Origin of the sequence: Micromonospora sp. NPDC047730 (genome assembly GCF_043204765.1) — a bacterium.
GTDB lineage: Bacteria > Actinomycetota > Actinomycetes > Mycobacteriales > Micromonosporaceae > Micromonospora.
In genome coordinates this window covers 1-19,967 of record NZ_JBIDCU010000039.1, presented here as the reverse complement: position 1 = coordinate 19,967, position 19,967 = coordinate 1, and the positions used below count along the sequence as shown (strand labels likewise).

At 76.2% G+C, this 19,967-nt stretch carries 1 protein-coding gene; it reads left to right on the top strand.

What is annotated here, in order from left to right; genetic code table 11:
- Positions 1 to 19,967: type I polyketide synthase (locus ACGF5G_RS35040; protein ID WP_393271121.1), on the top strand; the 19,967-nt coding region annotated here is incomplete at both ends.

Below are 19,967 nucleotides of genomic sequence, written 5' to 3'. Positions count from 1 at the left end.
GCCGGCTGGCGGGACCGGGGCGTGCGGACGCGGCGGTTGACCGTGAGTCACGCGTTCCACAGCCCGCTGATGGAGCCGATGCTGGCCGAGTTCCGCGCGGTGCTGGAAACCCTGACGTTCTCCGCGCCGCTCGTGCCGGTCGTGTCGAACCTGACCGGGGCGCTCGCCGACCCGCAGGAGCTGACCCGCGCCGACTACTGGGTGCGCCACGTCCGCGAGGCCGTCCGCTTCGCCGACGGGGTCGCCGCCCTGCGCGCCGCCGGCGTGGACACGTTCGTCGAGGTCGGGCCCGGCCCGGTCCTCACCGCGCTGGTCCGCGAGGCCCTGTCCGGGGACGACGCCGTCGTGGCCGTGCCGGCCCAGCGCCGGGACCGCCCCGAGCCACGCGCCCTGCTCACCGGCCTGGCGGAACTCTTCGCCGCCGGCGGCGCCGTCGACTGGGCCCCGATCTTCGCCGACGCCGCCGCCACCCGCGTGGACCTGCCCACGTACGCCTTCGCCGAGGAGCGGTACTGGCTCCGCCCCGCCGGCCGCGCCTCGGACGTCTCCGGCGCCGGACTCGGCGCCGCCCGCCACCCGCTGCTCGCCGCCGCCGTCCGGCTGGCCGGCGAGGACGCGGCCGTGCTCACCGGCCGGCTGTCGGTGGCGGCCCAGCCGTGGCTGGCCGACCACGTGGTGGCCGGCGCGGTGATCGTCCCCGGCACCGCCCTCGTCGAGCTGGCGCTGCGGGCCGGCGACGAGTTCGGGCCCTGCCGGGTACGGGAGCTGACCATCGCCGCGCCGCTGGTGCTCCCCGCCCAAGGCGGGGTGCGGGTGCAGGTCCGGGTCGGCCCGCGCGACGGCGCCGGCTGGCGGGCCGTCGCCGTGCACTCCCAGCCCGACCACGACCCCGACGGCGACTGGGTGCAACACGCCGAGGGCGTGCTCACCGCCGTCGACCCGACCGACGACACCGGCCTCGGTGCGTGGCCCCCGGCGCACGCCGTCGAGGCCGACCTCGCCGGCTGGTACGACGCCCTCGCCGCGCACGGCATGACGTACGGGCCGGCGTTCCAGGGCCTGCGGCGGGCCTGGACGGCCGGCGACGACACCGTCTACGCCGAGGTGGCCCTGCCCGCGACCGGGCCCGACGGGGTCGCCGGGTTCGGCGTGCACCCCGCCCTGCTCGACGCCGCCCTGCACCCCACCGCCCTGCTGCCGGGCGACGGCACCAGCGGCCCCAAGGCGCCCTTCGCGTTCGAGGGCGTCCAGGTGCACGCCGTCGGCGCGGACACCCTGCGGATCCGGCTGACCCGGGCCGGCGCGGCGGTGCGGCTGCTCGCCGTGGACGACACCGACCAGCCGGTGGTGTCGATCGACTCCCTCGTGCTGCGCGAGATGACCGGCGTCGACCCGTCGGCGGCCACCCTGGCCGCCCGGTCGCTGTTCCGGGTCGCCTGGCAGGCCGAGCCGCTCACCCCCGGTCCCACGCCCACCGCCGCCCTGCTGGGCGCGGCCACCCCCGCCCTGCCCGGCACGCCCGCGTACCCGGGCGTCGCCGAACTGGTCGCCGCCGGCGACGTACCCCCGCTGGTGCTGCTGCCCGTGCCCGCGACGCCGGCCGACCTGCCGGCCGGCGAGCTGCCGGCCGCCGTCCGGACGGCCACCGCCGGCGTGCTCGCCGAGGTGCAGGCGTGGCTGGCCGCCGACGCCGACGCCCGGCTCGTGGTGGTCACCCGCGACGCGGTGCGGGCCACCGACGCCGACCCGGCCGGCAACCTGGCCGGCGCGGCCGTGTGGGGCCTCGTCCGCTCCGCCCAGTCCGAGCACCCCGGCCGGATCGTCCTGGCCGACCTCGACCGGGACCTCGACGAACCCGCCGTCGCGCTGCTCGCGGCCGCCGCCGACGATCCGGCCGCGGCACAGCTCGCGGTCCGCGGCGACGCGGCCCTCACCCCCCGACTGGTACGCGCCGACGCACCGCCCACGGCCGCCCCGCGCCCCCGCGGCGGCACCGTCCTCGTCACCGGCGGCACCGGCGCGCTCGGCGGCCTGCTCGCCCGGCACCTGGTCACCGAGTGGGGTGTGGACTCCCTCGCCCTGGTCAGCCGGCGCGGCCCCGACGCCGACGGCGCGGCCGAGCTGGCCGACGAGCTGACCGCCCTCGGCGCCCGCGTCCGGGTGCTCGCCTGCGACGTCACCGACCCCGACGCCGTGCGCGCCCTCGTCGCGCGGCTCACCGACGGCGAACGCCTCGCCGGGGTGGTGCACACCGCCGGCGTGCTCGACGACGCCGTCGTGACCGGCATCGACGCGGACCGGCTGGCCCGGGTGCTCGCCCCGAAGGTCGACGCCGGTTGGTGGCTGCACGAGGCCACCGCCCACCTCGACCTCGACCTGTTCGTCGCGTTCTCCTCGATCGCCGGGGTGCTCGGCTCGCCCGGCCAGGGCGCGTACGCGGCGGCGAACACCTTCCTCGACGCCCTCGCCGCCCACCGGCGCGACCGCGGGCTGCCCGGCCACTCCCTGGCCTGGGGCATGTGGGACACCGACGGCATGGCGGCCGGCCTCAGCGCCACCGACCGGTCCCGGGTGTCCCGCGCCGGCCTCGGCCTGATCACCGCCCCGGTCGGCGTGGCGCTGTTCGACGCGGCGGTCGCCGCCGACACCGCCGCCCTCGTACCGGCCGTGGTCGACGTGCCCGCCATGCGGGCGGCGGCCACCGCCGCCGGCGTACCGCCGATGCTGCGCGCCCTCGTCGGCACCGCGCCCGCCCGCCGGCAGGCCGGCGGCGGCGCGGCCGGCGGCTGGGCCCAGCGGCTCGTGGCGCTCGCCCCCGACGAGGCCCGTACCCAGGTCGACCTGCTGGTCCGGGGTCTGGTGGCGCAGGTGCTCGGCCACGGCGGGGCGGAGGCGGTGCCGACGGACCGGGCGTTCCGGGAGTTGGGCTTCGACTCGCTGACCGCCGTGGACCTGCGCAACCGGGTCAACGCGGCCACCGGGCTGCGGCTGGCCTCCACGCTGGTGTTCGACTACCCGACGCCCGCCGCGCTCGCGGCCCACGTGCACGAGCAGCTCACCGGCGAGATCGCGGCCCGCCCCGACGCGGTGGCCGCCACCGGCGTGGACGAGCCGATCGCCATCGTCGGCATGGCCTGCCGCTACCCCGGCGGCGTGGCGAGCCCCGAGCAGCTCTGGGAGCTGCTGGCCGCCGGCGGCGACGGCATCGGCGAGTTCCCCACCGACCGGGGCTGGGACCTCGACGCCCTCTTCCACCCCGACCCCGACCACGCCGGCACCTCGTACGCCCGGCACGGTGGCTTCCTCGCCGGGGCGGCGGCGTTCGATCCCGGGTTCTTCGGGATTTCGCCGCGCGAGGCGGTCGCGATGGACCCGCAGCAGCGGCTGCTGCTGGAGGCGTCCTGGGAGACGTTCGAGTCCGCCGGCCTGGACCCGGCGCGGGTGCGGGGCAGCCGCACGGGCGTGTTCGCCGGCCTGATGTACCACGACTACGCCTCGCAGGTGCAGGAGCTGCCCGAGGGCCTGGAGGGTTACATCGGCACCGGCAACTCCGGCAGCGTCGTGTCCGGGCGGGTGGCGTACATGTTCGGCCTGGAGGGGCCGGCGGTCACCGTGGACACCGCCTGCTCGTCGTCGCTGGTGGCGCTGCACCTGGCCGTGCAGGCGCTGCGGTCGGGGGAGTGCGACCTGGCCCTGGCCGGCGGCGTGACCGTGATGGCGACGCCGGGCACGTTCATCGAGTTCTCCCGCCAGCGCGGGCTCGCCGCCGACGGGCGGTGCAAGTCGTTCGCCGCGACGGCGGACGGCACGGGCTGGTCGGAGGGCGTGGGCATGCTGCTCGTGCAGCGGCTCTCCGACGCCCGGCGGGAGGGCCGGCGCATCCTGGCGGTCGTGCGCGGGACCGCCGTGAACCAGGACGGCGCGTCCAACGGGCTGACCGCCCCGAACGGGCCGTCGCAGCAGCGGGTCATCCGGCAGGCCCTGGCCAACGCCCGCCTGACCACGACCGACGTCGACGCGGTCGAGGCCCACGGCACCGGCACCACGCTGGGTGACCCGATCGAGGCGCAGGCGCTGCTCGCCACGTACGGCCAGGACCGCGACGGCCGGGAGCCACTGTGGCTCGGCTCGATCAAGTCGAACATCGGGCACACCCAGGCGGCGGCCGGGGCAGCCGGCATCATCAAGATGATCATGGCGATGCGGCACGGCGTCCTGCCCCGCACCCTGCACATCGACGAGCCGTCCCCGCACATCGACTGGACCGCGGGCGCGGTCGAGCTGCTCACCGAGTCCCGGCCGTGGCCGGCGACCGGCCGGCCGCGCCGGGCCGCCGTGTCCTCGTTCGGGGTCAGCGGCACCAACGCCCACGTCGTCATCGAGCAACCACCCGCCGACACCCGGCCCGACCCGGCCGGGGCGATGCCCGACCCGGCCCGCCCCGCCCCGGTGCTGCTCTCCGCCCGCTCCGACGCCGCGCTCGCCGCGCAGGCCGACCGCTGGGCTGGCTGGCTCGCCGCCGACGAGACCCGGCGCCCGGTCGACGTCGGCTGGTCGTCCGTGGTCAGCCGCGCCGTCCTGGAACACCGTGCCGTCGTCACCGCCGGCGACCGGGACGAGTTGCTGGCCGGGCTGCGCGCCCTCGCCGCCGGCTCCCCGGCCGCCGGAGTCGTCACCGGTACGGGATCCGCGCGCGGCCGGCTCGCCGTCCTCTTCTCCGGGCAGGGCGCCCAGCGCGCCGGAATGGGCCGGGAGCTGTACGACGCGTTCCCGGTGTTCGCGACCGCGCTTGACGAGGTGTGCGGGCACCTCGACGTGCTGCTGCCGCAGCCGCTTCGTGACGTGCTGTTCGCTCCCGACGGCTCGGCCGAGGCGGAGCTGCTGGACCAGACGGTGTTCACGCAGGCCGGGCTGTTCGCGGTCGAGGTGGCCCTCTTCCGGCTGGTCGAGTCGTTCGGGGTGGTGCCGGACTTCGTGGGTGGGCACTCGGTCGGTGAGATCACGGCCGCGCACGTGGCCGGGGTGCTGACCCTCGAAGACGCGTGCGCGCTCGTGGCGGCGCGGGGCAGTTTGATGCAGGCGCTGCCGACGGGTGGCGGGATGCTGGCCGTGGCCGCGTCGGAGGCCGAGGTGCTGGCGTCTCTGGACGGGCTGACCGACCGGCTGGGCGTTGCGGCGGTCAACGGGCCGAACGCTGTCGTCGTCTCCGGAGCCGTCGAGGCCCTGGACGAGGTGGAGGCCGCCTGGCAGGGCCGGGGCGTGCGGACGCGTCGACTGCGGGTCAGTCACGCGTTCCACAGCCCGCTGATGGAGCCGATGCTCGCCGAGTTCCGGACGGTCCTGGACGGGCTGACGTTCCGGGCACCGCTGGTGCCCGTCGTGTCGAACCTGACCGGGGCGCTCGCCGACCCGCAGGAGCTGACCCACGCCGACTACTGGGTCCGGCACGTCCGCGAGGCCGTCCGGTACGCCGACGGCGTCATGGCGCTGCGGGACGCCGGCGCGGGCACGTACCTGGAGATCGGCCCGCAGAGCGTCCTCACCGCCCTGAACGCCGACCTGCTCGCCGAGGACGCCCTGGCCCTCGCCACCCAGCGGCGGGACCACGCCGCCGGGCAGGCGCTGCTGCACGCCCTGGCCGAGCTGCACGTCAACGGCGTCCCCGTCACCTGGACCCAGTGGTATGCCGGGACGGACCCCCGGCGGGTCGACCTGCCGACGTACGCGTTCCAGCACGAGCGCTACTGGCTCGGCATCGGCCGGGCCCGGCCGGGCGACGTCACCGGCGCGGGGCTGGGCGTCGCCGGGCACCCGCTGCTCGGCGCGGCGGTCACCGTCGCCGGCGAGGACATGGTGGTCCTGACCGGCCGGCTGTCGGTCACCACGCACCCCTGGCTCGCCGATCACGTCGTCTCCGGCGCGGTCGTCGTGCCCGGCACCGCCCTCGTCGAGCTGGCCGTCCGGGCGGGCGACGAGGTGGGCGCCTCCCGCGTACGGGAGTTGACCATCGCGGCGCCGCTGGTGCTGCCCGAGACCGGCGGGGTGCGGGTGCAGGTGCGCGTCGGCGCCGCCGACGAGGCGGGCAGCCGGGGCGTGGCCGTCCACTCGCAGTCCGACGGCGACCCGGAGGCTGACTGGATCCGGCACGTGGAGGGTGTGCTGGACCCGGCGTCGGCCGACGAGCCGACGCTTGGCGCCTGGCCGCCCGTCGGGCTCGCCGAGGCGGACCTGGCCGGCTGGTATCCGGGGCTCGCCGACCACGGCCTGTCCTACGGGCCGGTGTTCCAGGGACTGCGCCGGCTGTGGACCGGCGACGGCGAGGTCTACGCCGAGGTCGCGCTGCCGGACGAGGCGGCCGGCGAGGCCGCCCGGTTCGGCGTCCACCCCGCGCTGCTCGATGCCGCGCTGCACCCCGTCGGGTTGCTGCTCGCCGAGGAGACCGGCGGGCCGCGCGTACCGTTCGCGTTCGAGGGCGTGCAGGTGCACGCCACCGGGGCGCGCGTCCTGCGCGTACGGCTCACCCGGGCCGGCACCTCCGCGCGCCTGGTCGCGGTGGACGAGTCCGGCGCACCGGTCGTGTCCGTCGACTCCCTCGTCCTGCGGGAGATGACGGCCGTGGTCACCCCCGGCACGACGGCCCGGTCGCTGTTCGCCCTCACGTGGCAGCCCGAGGACGTCACCCCGGCCGACGGCGTGTCCGGCTGGGCGCTGCTCTCCGGCGGCCTGCCTGCCGGCGGCGTGGACCTGCCGGCGTTCCCGGCCGTCGAGGCGCTGACCGAGGCGGTCGGCGCGGGCCGGGCCGAGGCGCCGCGCGCACTGCTGCTGCCGCTGCCCGCCGCCGCCGAGGCGCCCGTGCCGGACGCCGTCCGCACGGTCACCGCCGACGTTCTGGCCGCCGTGCAGACCTGGCTGGCGGCCGACGCGCTTGCCGACACGACCCTCGTCGTGGCGACCCGGGGGGCCGTGGCCGCCCGTGACGGGGACCGGGTGACCGACCTCGCGGGCGCCGCCGCCTGGGGCCTGCTCCGCTCGGCGCAGACCGAGCACCCGGGCCGCATCGTCCTGGCCGACGTCGACGGCGACCTGGACGCGGGCGTCCTGGCCCTGCTGGCCCGGGTCGCCGCCGATCCGGCTGTGACGGGCGGCCAGGTGGCCGTCCGCGACGGTCGGGTGTTCGTGCCGCGCCTGGTGCGGGCGTCGGCTGGGGCCGCGCCGGCTCTGGGTGAGGGCACGGTGCTGGTGACCGGTGGTACGGGTGCGTTGGGTGCGCTGGTGGCGGAGCACCTGGTCACGGCGTACGGGGTGCGGTCGCTGGTGCTGGTGTCGCGGCAGGGTCCGGCTGCTGCGGGCGCGGATGCGCTCGTGGAGCGGCTGTCGAGTCTGGGCGCGTCGGCGCGGGTGGTGGCGTGCGACGTGACGGACCGGGAGCAGGTGGCCGGGCTGGTGGCGGCCGTTCCGGGCCGGCTGGCCGGCGTGGTGCACACGGCCGGCGTGCTGGACGACGGGGTGGTCTCGTCGATCACGGCGGAGCGGCTGGCGGGTGTGCTGGCGCCGAAGGTCGCCGCCGGTTGGTGGCTGCACGAGGCGACGGCCGGTCTGGACCTGGATCTGTTCGTGGTGTTCTCGTCGGTGGCGGGTGTTCTCGGCTCGCCGGGTCAGGCGGCGTACGCGGCGGGCAACGCGTTCCTGGACGCGCTCGCGGCGTACCGGCGGCAGGCGGGTCTGCCGGCGGTCAGTCTGGCGTGGGGCATGTGGGACACCGATGGCATGGCCGCGTCGGTGTCGGAGGCGGACCGGGTCCGGTCGGCGCGGGCCGGCCTGACGCCGATGAGCGTCGAGGTCGGCTTGGAGCTGTTCGACGCCGCGCTGGGCGCCGGCCTGCCGGCACTCGTGCCGGCCGCGCTGGACGTACCCGCGATGCGGGCCGCCCTCGGCGGCGGCCAAGCGCCGGCGGTGCTGCGCGTCCTGGTCGGCGCGACGGTCACCCGCCGGCAGGCCGGCAGCGGCGGCGACTGGGCAGACCAGCTCGCCGGAATGGACCCCGACGAGGCCCGCGCCCAGATCGACCTGCTGGTCCGGGGTCTGGTCGCGCAGGTGCTCGGTCACGGCGGGGCGGAGGCGGTGCCGGCGGACCGGGCGTTCCGGGAGTTGGGCTTCGACTCGCTGACGGCGGTGGATCTGCGTAACCGGGTCAACGCGGCCACGGGGCTGCGGCTGGCGTCGACGCTGGTGTTCGACTACCCGACCCCGGCCGTGCTCGCCGAGCACCTGTACGAGCAGGTGTCCGGCCAGCTCAGTGTGCGGCGGTCGGCCGTGCGGGCCGTCGCCGCCGACGAGCCGATCGCGATCGTCGGCATGGCCTGCCGGTACCCGGGCGGAGTCGACAGCCCCGACCAGCTGTGGGAGCTGCTGGCCGCCGGCGGGGACGGCATCTCCGAGTTCCCCACCGACCGGGGCTGGGACCTCGACGGCCTCCTCGACCCCGACCCGGACCGCAGCGGCACGTCGTACACCCGGCACGGCGGCTTCCTCGCCGGGGCGGCCGAGTTCGACCCGGCGTTCTTCGGGATCTCGCCGCGCGAGGCGGTCGCCATGGACCCGCAGCAGCGGCTGCTGCTGGAGGCGTCGTGGGAGACGTTCGAGTCCGCCGGCCTGGACCCGCAGGGGCTGCGGGGCAGCCGCACGGGCGTGTTCGCCGGCGTGATGTACCACGACTACGCCTCACGGCTGGCCGACCTTCCCCCGGACGCCGAGGGATACGTCGGCACGGGCACCTCCGGCAGCGTGCTGTCGGGACGAGTGGCGTACACGTTCGGCCTCGAAGGGCCGGCGGTCACGGTCGACACGGCGTGTTCGTCGTCGCTGGTCGCGTTGCACCTGGCGGCGCAGGCGCTGCGGTCGGGGGAGTGTGACCTGGCCCTGGCCGGTGGCGTGACCGTGATGGCCACCCCGGGGACGTTCGTCGAGTTCTCGCGGCAGCGGGGTCTGTCGGCCGATGGGCGGTGCAAGTCGTTTGCGGCGTCGGCGGATGGCACGGGTTGGGGTGAGGGCGTGGGCATGCTGCTGGTGGAGCGGCTGTCGGATGCTCGCCGTAACGGTCACCGGGTTCTCGCGGTGGTGCGGGGTAGTGCGGTGAACCAGGATGGGGCGTCGAACGGGTTGACGGCGCCGAACGGGCCGTCGCAGCAGCGGGTGATCCGGCAGGCCCTGGCGAACGCCCGCCTGTCGAGCGTGGACGTGGATGCGGTGGAGGCGCACGGCACCGGCACCACGTTGGGTGACCCGATCGAGGCGCAGGCGTTGCTCGCCACCTATGGGCAGGACCGGCCGGCGGACCGGCCGCTACTGCTGGGGTCGATCAAGTCGAACATCGGGCACACGCAGGCCGCGGCGGGCGTGGCGGGTGTGATCAAGATGGTTCTGGCGATGCGGCACGGGATGGTGCCGCCGACGTTGCATGTGGATGAGCCGTCGCCGCACATCGACTGGACGGCGGGGGCGGTGGCGTTGGCGACGGAGGCCACCCCGTGGCCGGTGGTGGGTCGGCCGCGTCGGGCGGCCGTGTCCTCCTTCGGTATCTCGGGGACGAACGCTCATGTGATTGTCGAGCAGCCGTCGGTCGAGGTGGTCGAGGGCGAGGTTGTGGAGCGTCGGGTGCCGGCGGTGGTGCCGGTGGTGTTGTCGGCGCGGACGGAGGCGGCGCTTGCGGGGCAGGCGGGCCGGTGGGCGCGTTGGCTGGCCGCTGACGGGGCGGTGCGTCCGTTGGACGTGGCGTGGTCGTCGGTGACGACGCGTCCGGCGTTGGAGCAGCGGGCGGTGGTGGCCGCCGTCGACCGCGAGGATCTGCTGGCGGCGCTGACCGCTCTTGCTGCCGGTGAGCCGTCCGGCGTGGTCGTCGCCGGTTCCGTCAGCCAGTGCGGGCACCTGGCCCTGCTCTTCTCCGGGCAGGGCGCCCAGCGCGCCGGAATGGGCCGGGAGCTGTACGACGCGTTCCCGGTGTTCGCCACCGCGCTTGACGAGGTGTGCGGGCACCTCGACGTGCTGCTGCCGCAGCCGCTTCGTGACGTGCTGTTCGCTCCCGACGGCTCGGCCGAGGCGGAGCTGCTGGACCAGACGGTGTTCACGCAGGCCGGGCTGTTCGCGGTCGAGGTGGCCCTTTTCCGGCTGGTCGAGTCGTTCGGGGTCGTTCCCGACTTCGTGGGCGGCCACTCCATCGGTGAGATCACGGCCGCGCACGTGGCCGGGGTGCTGACCCTCGAAGACGCGTGCGCGCTCGTGGCGGCGCGGGGCAGTTTGATGCAGGCCCTGCCGACGGGTGGCGGGATGCTGGCCGTGGCCGCGTCGGAGGCCGAGGTGCTGGCGTCTCTGGACGGGCTGACCGACCGGCTGGGCGTTGCGGCGGTCAACGGGCCGAACGCTGTCGTCGTCTCCGGAGCCGTCGAGGCCCTGGACGAGGTGGAGGCCGCCTGGCAGGGCCGGGGCGTGCGGACGCGTCGACTGCGGGTCAGTCACGCGTTCCACAGCCCGCTGATGGAGCCGATGCTCGCCGAGTTCCGGGCGGTCCTGGAGGGTCTCGCCTTCCGGCCGCCGCTGCTGCCGGTCGTGTCGAACCTGACCGGGGCGCTGGCTGACGGCGACGAGATCCGTACGGTCGACTACTGGGTGCGGCACGTCCGGGAGGCTGTCCGGTACGCCGACGGTGTCACGGCGTTGCGGACTGCCGGGGTGGGCACGTTCCTGGAGATCGGTCCGCAGAGTGTGCTGACCGCGATGACGGCGGACGTGCTGCCCGGCGACGAGAACGTGCTCGCCGTGGCGGTCCAGCGCAGGGACCGCTCCGAGGCTCAGGCGCTGCTGGCGGCTCTGGCCGAGCTGCACGTCCACGGTGTGCCGGTCACCTGGGCGCAGTGGTTCGCCGGTTCCGGTGCCCGCCGCGTCGACCTGCCGACGTACGCGTTCCAGCACCAGCGGTACTGGCCGGCTTCGGGCCGACCCCGCGTCGGCGACGTGTCCGGCGCGGGGCTGGGTGACGCCGGGCATCCGATGCTCGGTGCGGCCGTGGACCTGGCCGGCGACGACGAGGTGGTGCTCACCGGCCGGCTGTCCCTGGCCACGCACCCCTGGCTGGCCGACCACGCGGTGTCCGGCGTGACGCTGGTGCCGGGCACCGCGCTCGTGGAGCTTGCCGTGCGGGCCGGCGACGAGGTCGGCGCCTCCCGGCTGCGGGAGCTGACCGTCGCCGCGCCGCTGGTCGTACCCGAGACGGGGGGCGTGCGCGTCCAGGTGCGGGTGGAGGCGTCCGACGGCTCCGCGCAGCGTGCCGTCGCCATCTACTCCCGACGGGACGACGACCCCGAGGCGGGCTGGGTCCGTCACGCGGAGGGCGTCCTCGAAGCGTCCTCGCCGGACGAGCCGACCGTGGGCGCCTGGCCGCCGGCCGGCGCGTCCGAGGTGGACCTGACCGGCTGGTACGCGACGCTCGCCGGGCACGGCCTCGCGTACGGGCCCGTGTTCCAGGGACTGCGGCGGGCCTGGACGGCCGACGGTGAGGCGTACGCCGAGGTCGCCCTGCCCGACGACGCGGCGGGCGAGGCGGTGCGCTTCGGCGTCCACCCGGCGCTGCTGGACGCCGCCCTGCACGCCGTCGGGCTCCTGCTGACCGACGACGCGGCCGGGCCGCGGGTGCCGTTCGCGTTCGAGGGCGCGCAGGTGCACGCCTCCGGCGCCTCGGTGCTGCGGGTGCGGCTGACCCGGGCCGGCTCCGGGGTGCGGCTGGTCGCCTCCGACGAGTCGGGCACGCCGGTCGTGTCCGTCGAGTCCCTCGTCCTGCGCGAGATGACGGGTCTGCCCGCCCCGGGCGCGGCAGCCCGGTCGCTGTTCGAGGTGCGCTGGCAGGCCGGCCCGGCCCCGGCAACCCGGCAGCCGTCCGGCTGGGCGGTCCTGACCGGCGGCGCGGACGAGTCGATGGCCCAGGCCGGGCTGCCGGCGTACGCGGACGTGGCGGCGGCGCTCGCCGCCGTCGAGGCGGGCGCGGACGCGCCGCAGGTCCTCGTGCTGCCGGTCCTCGGCGCGTCCGAGCCGGCCGGCAACCTGCCGGAGGCGGTCCGGTCGGTGGCGTCGGACGTGCTGCGGGCGGTCCAGGCGTGGCTGGCCGCCGATTCCCTGGCCGGCTCGCGGCTGGTGGTGCTGACCAGGGGCGCGACGGCGGCCCGGGACGCCGACCGGGTCGGCGACCTGGCGGGCGCCGCGGTCTGGGGCCTGCTGCGGTCGGCCCAGTCGGAACATCCCGGTCGGATCGTTCTCGCGGACCTCGACACCGACGTCGAGCCGACGCTGCTCACCGCGCTTGCCGGCTTCGTGGGCGAGGGCACGGACGACCAACTGGCCGTCCGGGAGGGCCGCGTCCTCGTGCCGCGCCTGGTGCGGGCGTCGGCTGGGGCCGCGCCGGCTCTGGGTGAGGGCACGGTGCTGGTGACCGGTGGTACGGGTGCGTTGGGTGCGCTGGTGGCGGAGCACCTGGTCACGGCGTACGGGGTGCGGTCGCTGGTGCTGGTGTCGCGGCAGGGTCCGGCTGCTGCGGGCGCGGATGCGCTCGTGGAGCGGCTGTCGGGTCTGGGCGCGTCGGCGCGGGTGGTGGCGTGCGACGTGACGGACCGGGAGCAGGTGGCCGCCCTGGTGGCCGGCGTCCCGGGCCGGCTCGCGGGCGTGGTGCACACGGCTGGCGTGCTCGACGACGGCGTCGTCGAAGGGCTGACCCATGAGCGGCTGGCCGGTGTGCTGGCGCCGAAGGTCGCCGCCGGTTGGTGGCTGCACGAGGCCACGCTCGGCCTGGACCTGGATCTGTTCGTGGTGTTCTCGTCGGTGGCGGGTGTTCTCGGCTCGCCGGGTCAGGCGGCGTACGCGGCGGGCAACGCGTTCCTGGACGCGCTCGCGGCGTACCGGCGGCAGGCGGGTCTGCCGGCGGTCAGTCTGGCGTGGGGCATGTGGGACACCGATGGCATGGCCGCGTCGGTGTCGGAGGCGGACCGGGTCCGGTCGGCGCGGGCCGGCCTGACGCCGATGAGCGTCGAGGTCGGGTTGGAGCTGTTCGACGCCGCGCTGGCCGCGGACCGGCCGGCCCTGGTGCCCACGGTGATCGACCTGCCCGCACTGCGGGCGGCGGCCACTGGCGGGACCGTGCCGCCGATGCTGCGTGCCCTCGTCGGTCCGACCGCGACCCGCCGCCAGGCGGGACAGGGCGGCGGTGGTTGGGCCGGGCGACTCGCCGAACTCACCGAGGACGAGGGCCGGGCACAGGTCGCGCTGCTGGTGCGGGGCCTGGTGGCGCAGGTGTTGGGGCATGGCGGGGCGGAGGCGGTGCCGGCGGATCGGGCGTTCCGGGAGTTGGGCTTCGATTCGTTGACGGCGGTGGATCTGCGGAATCGGGTCAACGCGGCCACGGGGCTGCGGCTGGCGTCGACGCTGGTGTTCGACTACCCGACCCCGGCCGTGCTCGCCGAGCATTTGTACGAGCAGGTGTCTGGCCAGCTCAGTGTGCGGCGGTCGGCGGTGCGGGCCGTTGCCGCCGACGAGCCGATCGCGATCGTCGGCATGGCCTGCCGGTACCCGGGCGGGGTCGACAACCCGGATCAGTTGTGGGAGCTGTTGACCACGGGCGGGGACGGGATCTCGGAGTTCCCGGCGGACCGGGGCTGGGACCTGGAGTCGTTGTTCGATCCGGACCCGAACAGCAGCGGTACGTCGTACACGCGGCACGGTGGGTTCCTGTACGGGGCGGCGGAGTTCGATCCGGCGTTCTTCGGGATCTCGCCGCGGGAGGCGCTGGCGATGGACCCGCAGCAGCGGCTGCTGCTGGAGGCGTCGTGGGAGACGTTCGAGTCCGCCGGCCTGGACCCGGCGCGGCTGCGGGGCAGCCGCACGGGCGTGTTCGCCGGCGTGATGTACCACGACTACGCGACGCGACTGATGGACCAGCCTGCCGAGGTCGAGGGTTACGTCGGCGTGGGCACCTCGGGCAGCGTGCTGTCCGGTCGGCTGGCGTACACGTTCGGCCTCGAAGGGCCGGCGGTCACGGTCGACACGGCGTGCTCGTCGTCGCTGGTCGCGCTGCACCTCGCGGCGCAGGCGCTGCGCTCCGGTGAGTGCGACCTCGCCCTCGCGGGCGGCGTGACCGTGATGGCGACGCCAGGGACGTTCATCGAGTTCTCCCGCCAGCGTGGGCTGGCCCGGGACGGCCGGTGCAAGTCCTTCGCGGCCGCCGCCGACGGCACCGGTTGGTCCGAGGGCGTGGGCGTGCTGCTCGTGCAGCGGCTCTCCGACGCCCAGCGGGAGGGCCGGCGCATCCTGGCGGTCGTGCGCGGCACCGCCGTGAACCAGGACGGGGCGTCGAACGGGCTGACGGCGCCGAACGGGCCGTCGCAGCAGCGGGTGATCCGGCAGGCCCTGGCCAACGCCGGCCTGACCACGACCGACGTGGACGCGGTCGAAGCCCACGGCACCGGCACCACGCTCGGTGACCCGATCGAGGCGCAGGCGTTGTTGGCGACGTACGGGCAGGATCGGCCGGGTGACCGGCCGCTGCTGCTGGGGTCGATCAAGTCGAACATCGGGCACACGCAGGCCGCGGCCGGCGTGGCCGGTGTGATCAAGATGGTCCTCGCGATGCGGCACGGCGTCGTCCCGCCGACCCTGCACGTGGACGAGCCCTCGCCGCACATCGACTGGACCGCCGGGGCCGTCACGCTCGCCACCGAGGCGACCCCGTGGCCGGCCGTCGACCGGCCGCGTCGGGCGGCGGTGTCGTCGTTCGGCATTTCCGGCACGAACGCGCACGTGATCGTCGAGCAGCCGCCGGCCGAGGTGGTCGAGGGCGAGATCGTGGAGCGTCGGGTGCCGGCGGTGGTGCCGGTGCTGCTGTCGGCGCGGACCAACGCGGCGCTCGCCGGGCAGGCCGGCCGGTGGGCGCGCTGGCTGGCGGGGGACGAAACGCTGCGCCCGCTGGACGTGGCGTGGTCGTCGGTCACCACCCGACCGGCACTGGAACAGCGTGCCGTCGCCGTGGTGACCGACCAGGACAGCCTCCTGTCCGCGCTGCGGGCTCTCGACGGCGGAGACCCGTCCGGCGCCCTGGTCGCCGGTACCAGCGGCGAACGCGGCCAACTCGCGGTCCTCTTCTCCGGGCAGGGCGCGCAGCGTGCCGGGATGGGCCGGGAGCTGTACGGGACGTTCCCCATGTTCGCGTCCGCGCTTGACGAGGTGTGTGGGCACCTTGATCCGTTGCTGCCGCAGCCGCTTCGTGACGTCCTGTTCGCTCCGGAGGGCTCGCCGCAGTCGGGGCTGCTGGACGAGACGGTGTTCACGCAGGCGGGGTTGTTCGCGGTCGAGGTGGCGTTGTTCCGCCTGGTGGAGTCGTTCGGGGTGGTGCCGGACTTCGTGGGTGGGCATTCGGTCGGTGAGATCACGGCCGCGTACGTGGCCGGGGTGCTCACGTTGGCTGATGCGTGTGCGTTGGTGGCCGCCCGGGGTCGGTTGATGCAGGCGTTGCCGGCCGGGGGCGGGATGCTGGCGGTGAACGCGGCCGAGGCCGATGTGCTGGCCGCGCTGGACGGGTTGGCCGGCCGGGTGGGGATCGCCGCCGTGAACGGCCCGATGTCCGTGGTGGTGTCCGGGGCGGTCGACGCGCTGGACGAGGTGGAGCAGGTCTGGAAGGCGCGTGGCGTGCGGACGCGGCGGTTGACCGTGAGTCACGCGTTCCACAGTCCGCTGATGGAGCCGATGCTCGCCGAGTTCCGGGCGGTTCTGGACGGGCTGACGTTCCGGGCGCCGCTGCTGCCGGTCGTGTCGAACCTGACCGGGGCGCTGGCTGACGGCGACGAGATCCGCACGGTCGACTACTGGGTGCGGCACGTCCGGGAGGCTGTCCGGTTCGCCGACGGTGTCACGGCGCTGCGCGTGGCCGGGGTGGGCACGTTCCTGGAGATCGGTCCGCAGAGTGTGCTGACCGCGATGACGGCGGACGTGCTGCCCGGCGACGAGACCGCGCTCGCCGTGGCCGTCCAGCGCAGGGACCGCTCCGAGGCTCAGGCGCTGCTGGCGGCTCTGGCCGAGCTGCACGTCCACGGTGTGCCGGTCACCTGGGCGCAGTGGTTCGCCGGTTCCGGTGCGCGGCGGGTGGACCTGCCGACGTATGCGTTCCAGCACCAGCGGTACTGGCCGGAGGCGGCACCGCGACCGCAGGCCGCCCCCGAGACCGGGGACGCCGAGTTCTGGGCCGCCGTCGAGAGCGGCGACCTCGCCGCCCTCGCCGGCCAGCTCGGCGACGACGCCGTGGACGCCCTCACCCCGGCTCTGCCCGTGCTCTCCACGTGGCGCCGCGGCCGGGACCGGGGAACGGCGCTGGACGGCTGGTCGTACCGGATCGGGTGGGAGCCGGTGCGGCCGGCCCCCGCCTCGGGGCTCTCCGGCCGGTGGCTGGTCGCCACGGTAGGTGGCGGCGCCGACGCGGGCGTGGCGAAGACGCTCGCCGAGGCCGGCGCGCGGGTGGACACGGTGACCGTGTCGTCCACCCTCGGCCGGCGGGAGCTGGGCGAGCGGCTGCGCCCGATCAGCGGCGAGGGCTGGGCCGGGGTGCTGTGCGTCCTGCCCCGGCAGGACCGGCCGCTCGCACACGGGTCGGCCGTCCCCGCGGGTACGGCCGGGCTGCTCACCCTCATCCAGGCGCTGACCGACACCGGCCTGCCCGGACGGGTGTGGGCGCTCAGCCGTGCCGCCCTGCCGGTCACGGCCGGCGAACCGGGCGGCGACGTGTGGGCGGCGCTGACCTGGGGTCTCGGCCGGGCCGTGGCCCTGGAACAGCCCGACCGCTGGGGCGGGCTGATCGACCTGCCCGCCCGCGCCGACCGGGGCACCCGGGCCGCGCTCGTCGCGATCCTCGCCGACGGCGCCCTTGACCAGGTGGCGGTGCGCCGCAACGGCGTGTTCGGCCGGCGGCTGCTGCCGTCCGTCCCGCCCGCCGGGGCGGGCTGGCGGCCGCGCGGGACGGTGCTGGTCACCGGCGGCACGGGCGCGCTGGGTCGGCACGTGGCCCGGTGGCTGCTGGCCAACGGCGCCGCCGAGGTGGTGCTCGCCTCCCGGCGCGGCCCCGACGCCCCCGGCGCGGCCGACCTGGTCGCGGAGCTGGGCGCCGTGCGGGTGCTGGCGTGCGACGTCACCGACGCCGCCGCCGTCACCGACCTGGTGGACGATCTGCCGGAACTGACCGCCGTCGTGCACACCGCCGGCGCGTCCGGCGGGACCGCACCGGCGTACGAGCTGACCGACGCCGACCTGGCGGAGACCCTCGCCGGAAAGGTGCTCGGGGCCGTCCACCTGGACGGCGCGTGCCGGGACCGGGACCTCGACGCGTTCGTGGTCTTCTCCTCCGTCGCCGGCGTGTGGGGCGGCGGCGGCCAGTCCGGCTACGCGGCCGGCAACGCCCTGCTCGACGCGCTCGTCGCGGCCCGCCGCGCGGCCGGGCTGCCCGCCACCGCCCTGGCCTACGGCCCGTGGGCGGAGGACGGCATGGCCGCCGGGGAGACCGCGGACGGCCTGCGCCGACGCGGATTCGTCCCGCTCGCGCCCGACGCCGCCGTCGCGGCGCTGGGCCGCTGGGTGAACGCCCCCGAGCCGGCGCCGGTGATCGTCGACGTGGACTGGTCCCGGTTCGTCGCGGCGTTCACCGCGGCACGGCCAAGCCACCTGTTCGACCGGGTCGCTCCGGCCGTCGCGGCGGAACCGGAGCGGCCGGAGACCGGGGCGGGCACCGACGGGCTGCGCGCCCGGCTCGCCGCGCTGCCGGCCACCGGCCAGGAGAACCTGCTGGTCGAGCTGGTCCGCGCGGAGGCGGCGGCGGTGCTCGGCCACGACTCCACCGACCAGGTGCCGGCCGGACGCGCGTTCCGCGAGCTGGGCTTCGACTCCCTCGCGGCGGTGCAGCTGCGGGACCGGCTGGGCCGGGCCACCGGGCTGACCCTGCCGTCGACCGTGGTCTTCGACCATCCGTCGGCGGCGGAACTGGCTCGCTTCCTGCGTACCGAACTGGTGGGCGGCGCGGACGACGGCCCGGTGGCCGTCACCACCGTGCTCCGGCCGCCCGTGGACGAGCCCATCGCCATCGTGTCGATGGCCTGCCGCTTCCCCGGTGGGGTGTCCTCCCCGCAGGAGCTGTGGCAACTGCTGGCCGACGGCGTGGACGCGGTGACGCCGATGCCCACCGACCGGGGCTGGGACCTGGACGGCATGTTCGACAGCGACCCGGAGCGGGTCGGCACCAGCTACGCCCGCAGCGGCGGCTTCCTGCGCGACGTGGCCGGCTTCGACGCGGCGTTCTTCGGGATCAACCCGCGGGAGGCGCTGGCGATGGACCCGCAGCAGCGGCTGCTGCTGCACGCCACCTGGGAGGTGTTCGAGCGCGCCGGCATCGACCCGCAACGGGTACGCGGTTCCGAGACCGGCGTCTTCATGGGCACCAACGGGCAGGACTACGCGACCCTGCTGCTGGGCGCCCGGTCCGAGGTGGAGGGTTACCAGGCGACCGGTAACGGGGCGTCGGTGGTCTCGGGCCGGCTGGCGTACTCGTTCGGCCTGCAGGGCCCCGCGGTCACCGTGGACACGGCGTGCTCGTCGTCGCTGGTCGCGCTGCACCTGGCCGCGCAGGCGCTGCGCTCCGGCGAGTGCGATCTCGCGTTGGCCGGCGGTGTCACGGTGATGTCGACGCCTGGCGCGTTCCTGGAGTTCTCCCGGCAGCGCGGTCTCGCCGCCGACGGGCGGGTCAAGGCGTTCGCGGCCGGCGCGGACGGCACCGGCTGGGGCGAGGGCGTCGGCGTCCTGTTGCTGCAACGCCTCTCCGACGCCGAGCGGGAGGGCCGGCGCGTCCTGGCCGTGGTGCGGGGCAGCGCCGTCAACCAGGACGGCGCGTCCAACGGGCTGACCGCCCCCAACGGGCCCGCCCAGCAGCGGGTCATCCGGCAGGCCCTCGCCAACGCCGGCCTGACCCCGGCCGACATCGACGCCATCGAGGCGCACGGCACCGGCACCACCCTCGGCGACCCGATCGAGGCACAGGCGCTGATCGGCGCGTACGGGCCGGACCGGCCCGCCGACCGGCCGCTGTGGCTCGGCTCGGTGAAGTCGAACATCGGCCACACCCAGGCCGCGGCCGGCGTCGCCAGCCTGATCAAGATGGTGCTGGCGCTGCGGCACCGGACGCTGCCGGCCACCCTGCACATCGACGAGCCGTCCCCCCACGTGGACTGGGCGTCGGGCCCGCTGGCGCTGCTCACCGAAGCGCGCCCGTGGGACGCCGACAGGGGCCTCCGCCGGGCCGGCGTCTCGTCGTTCGGCATCAGCGGCACGAACGCCCATGTGATCCTGGAGGAGGCGCCCGCCGACGCCGTCGACGCGGCGCCGGCCGACGGGGCCGGCCGGGTCGCCGACACCGCGCTGCCGTGGCCGGTCGCCGCCGCGACGTCCGTCGGCCTGCGGGAGCAGGCGGACCGCCTGGCCCGCCGGCTCGCCGACCCGGCCGACGGGGACGCGGTGGGCCGGCCCGGGGCGGTGGCCTGGGCCCTGGCCGACGGCCGGGCGCACCTGGCCCACCGGGCGGTGGTCGTCGCCGCCGACCCGCAGGCCCGGCTGGCGGCGCTGCGGGCCCTCGCCGCCGGGGACGCGCACCCCGCGCTCGTCCCGGCCGGCCCGGCCGCCTCGGGCGGCACCGCCGTCCTCTTCTCCGGTCAGGGCGCGCAGCGTGCCGGGATGGGCCGGGAGCTGTACGGGACGTTCCCCGTGTTCGCGTCCGCGCTTGACGAGGTGTGTGGGCACCTTGATCCGTTGCTACCGCAGCCGCTTCGTGACGTCCTGTTCGCTCCGGAGGGCTCGCCGGAGGCGGGCCTGCTGGACCAGACGGTGTTCACGCAGGCGGGGTTGTTCGC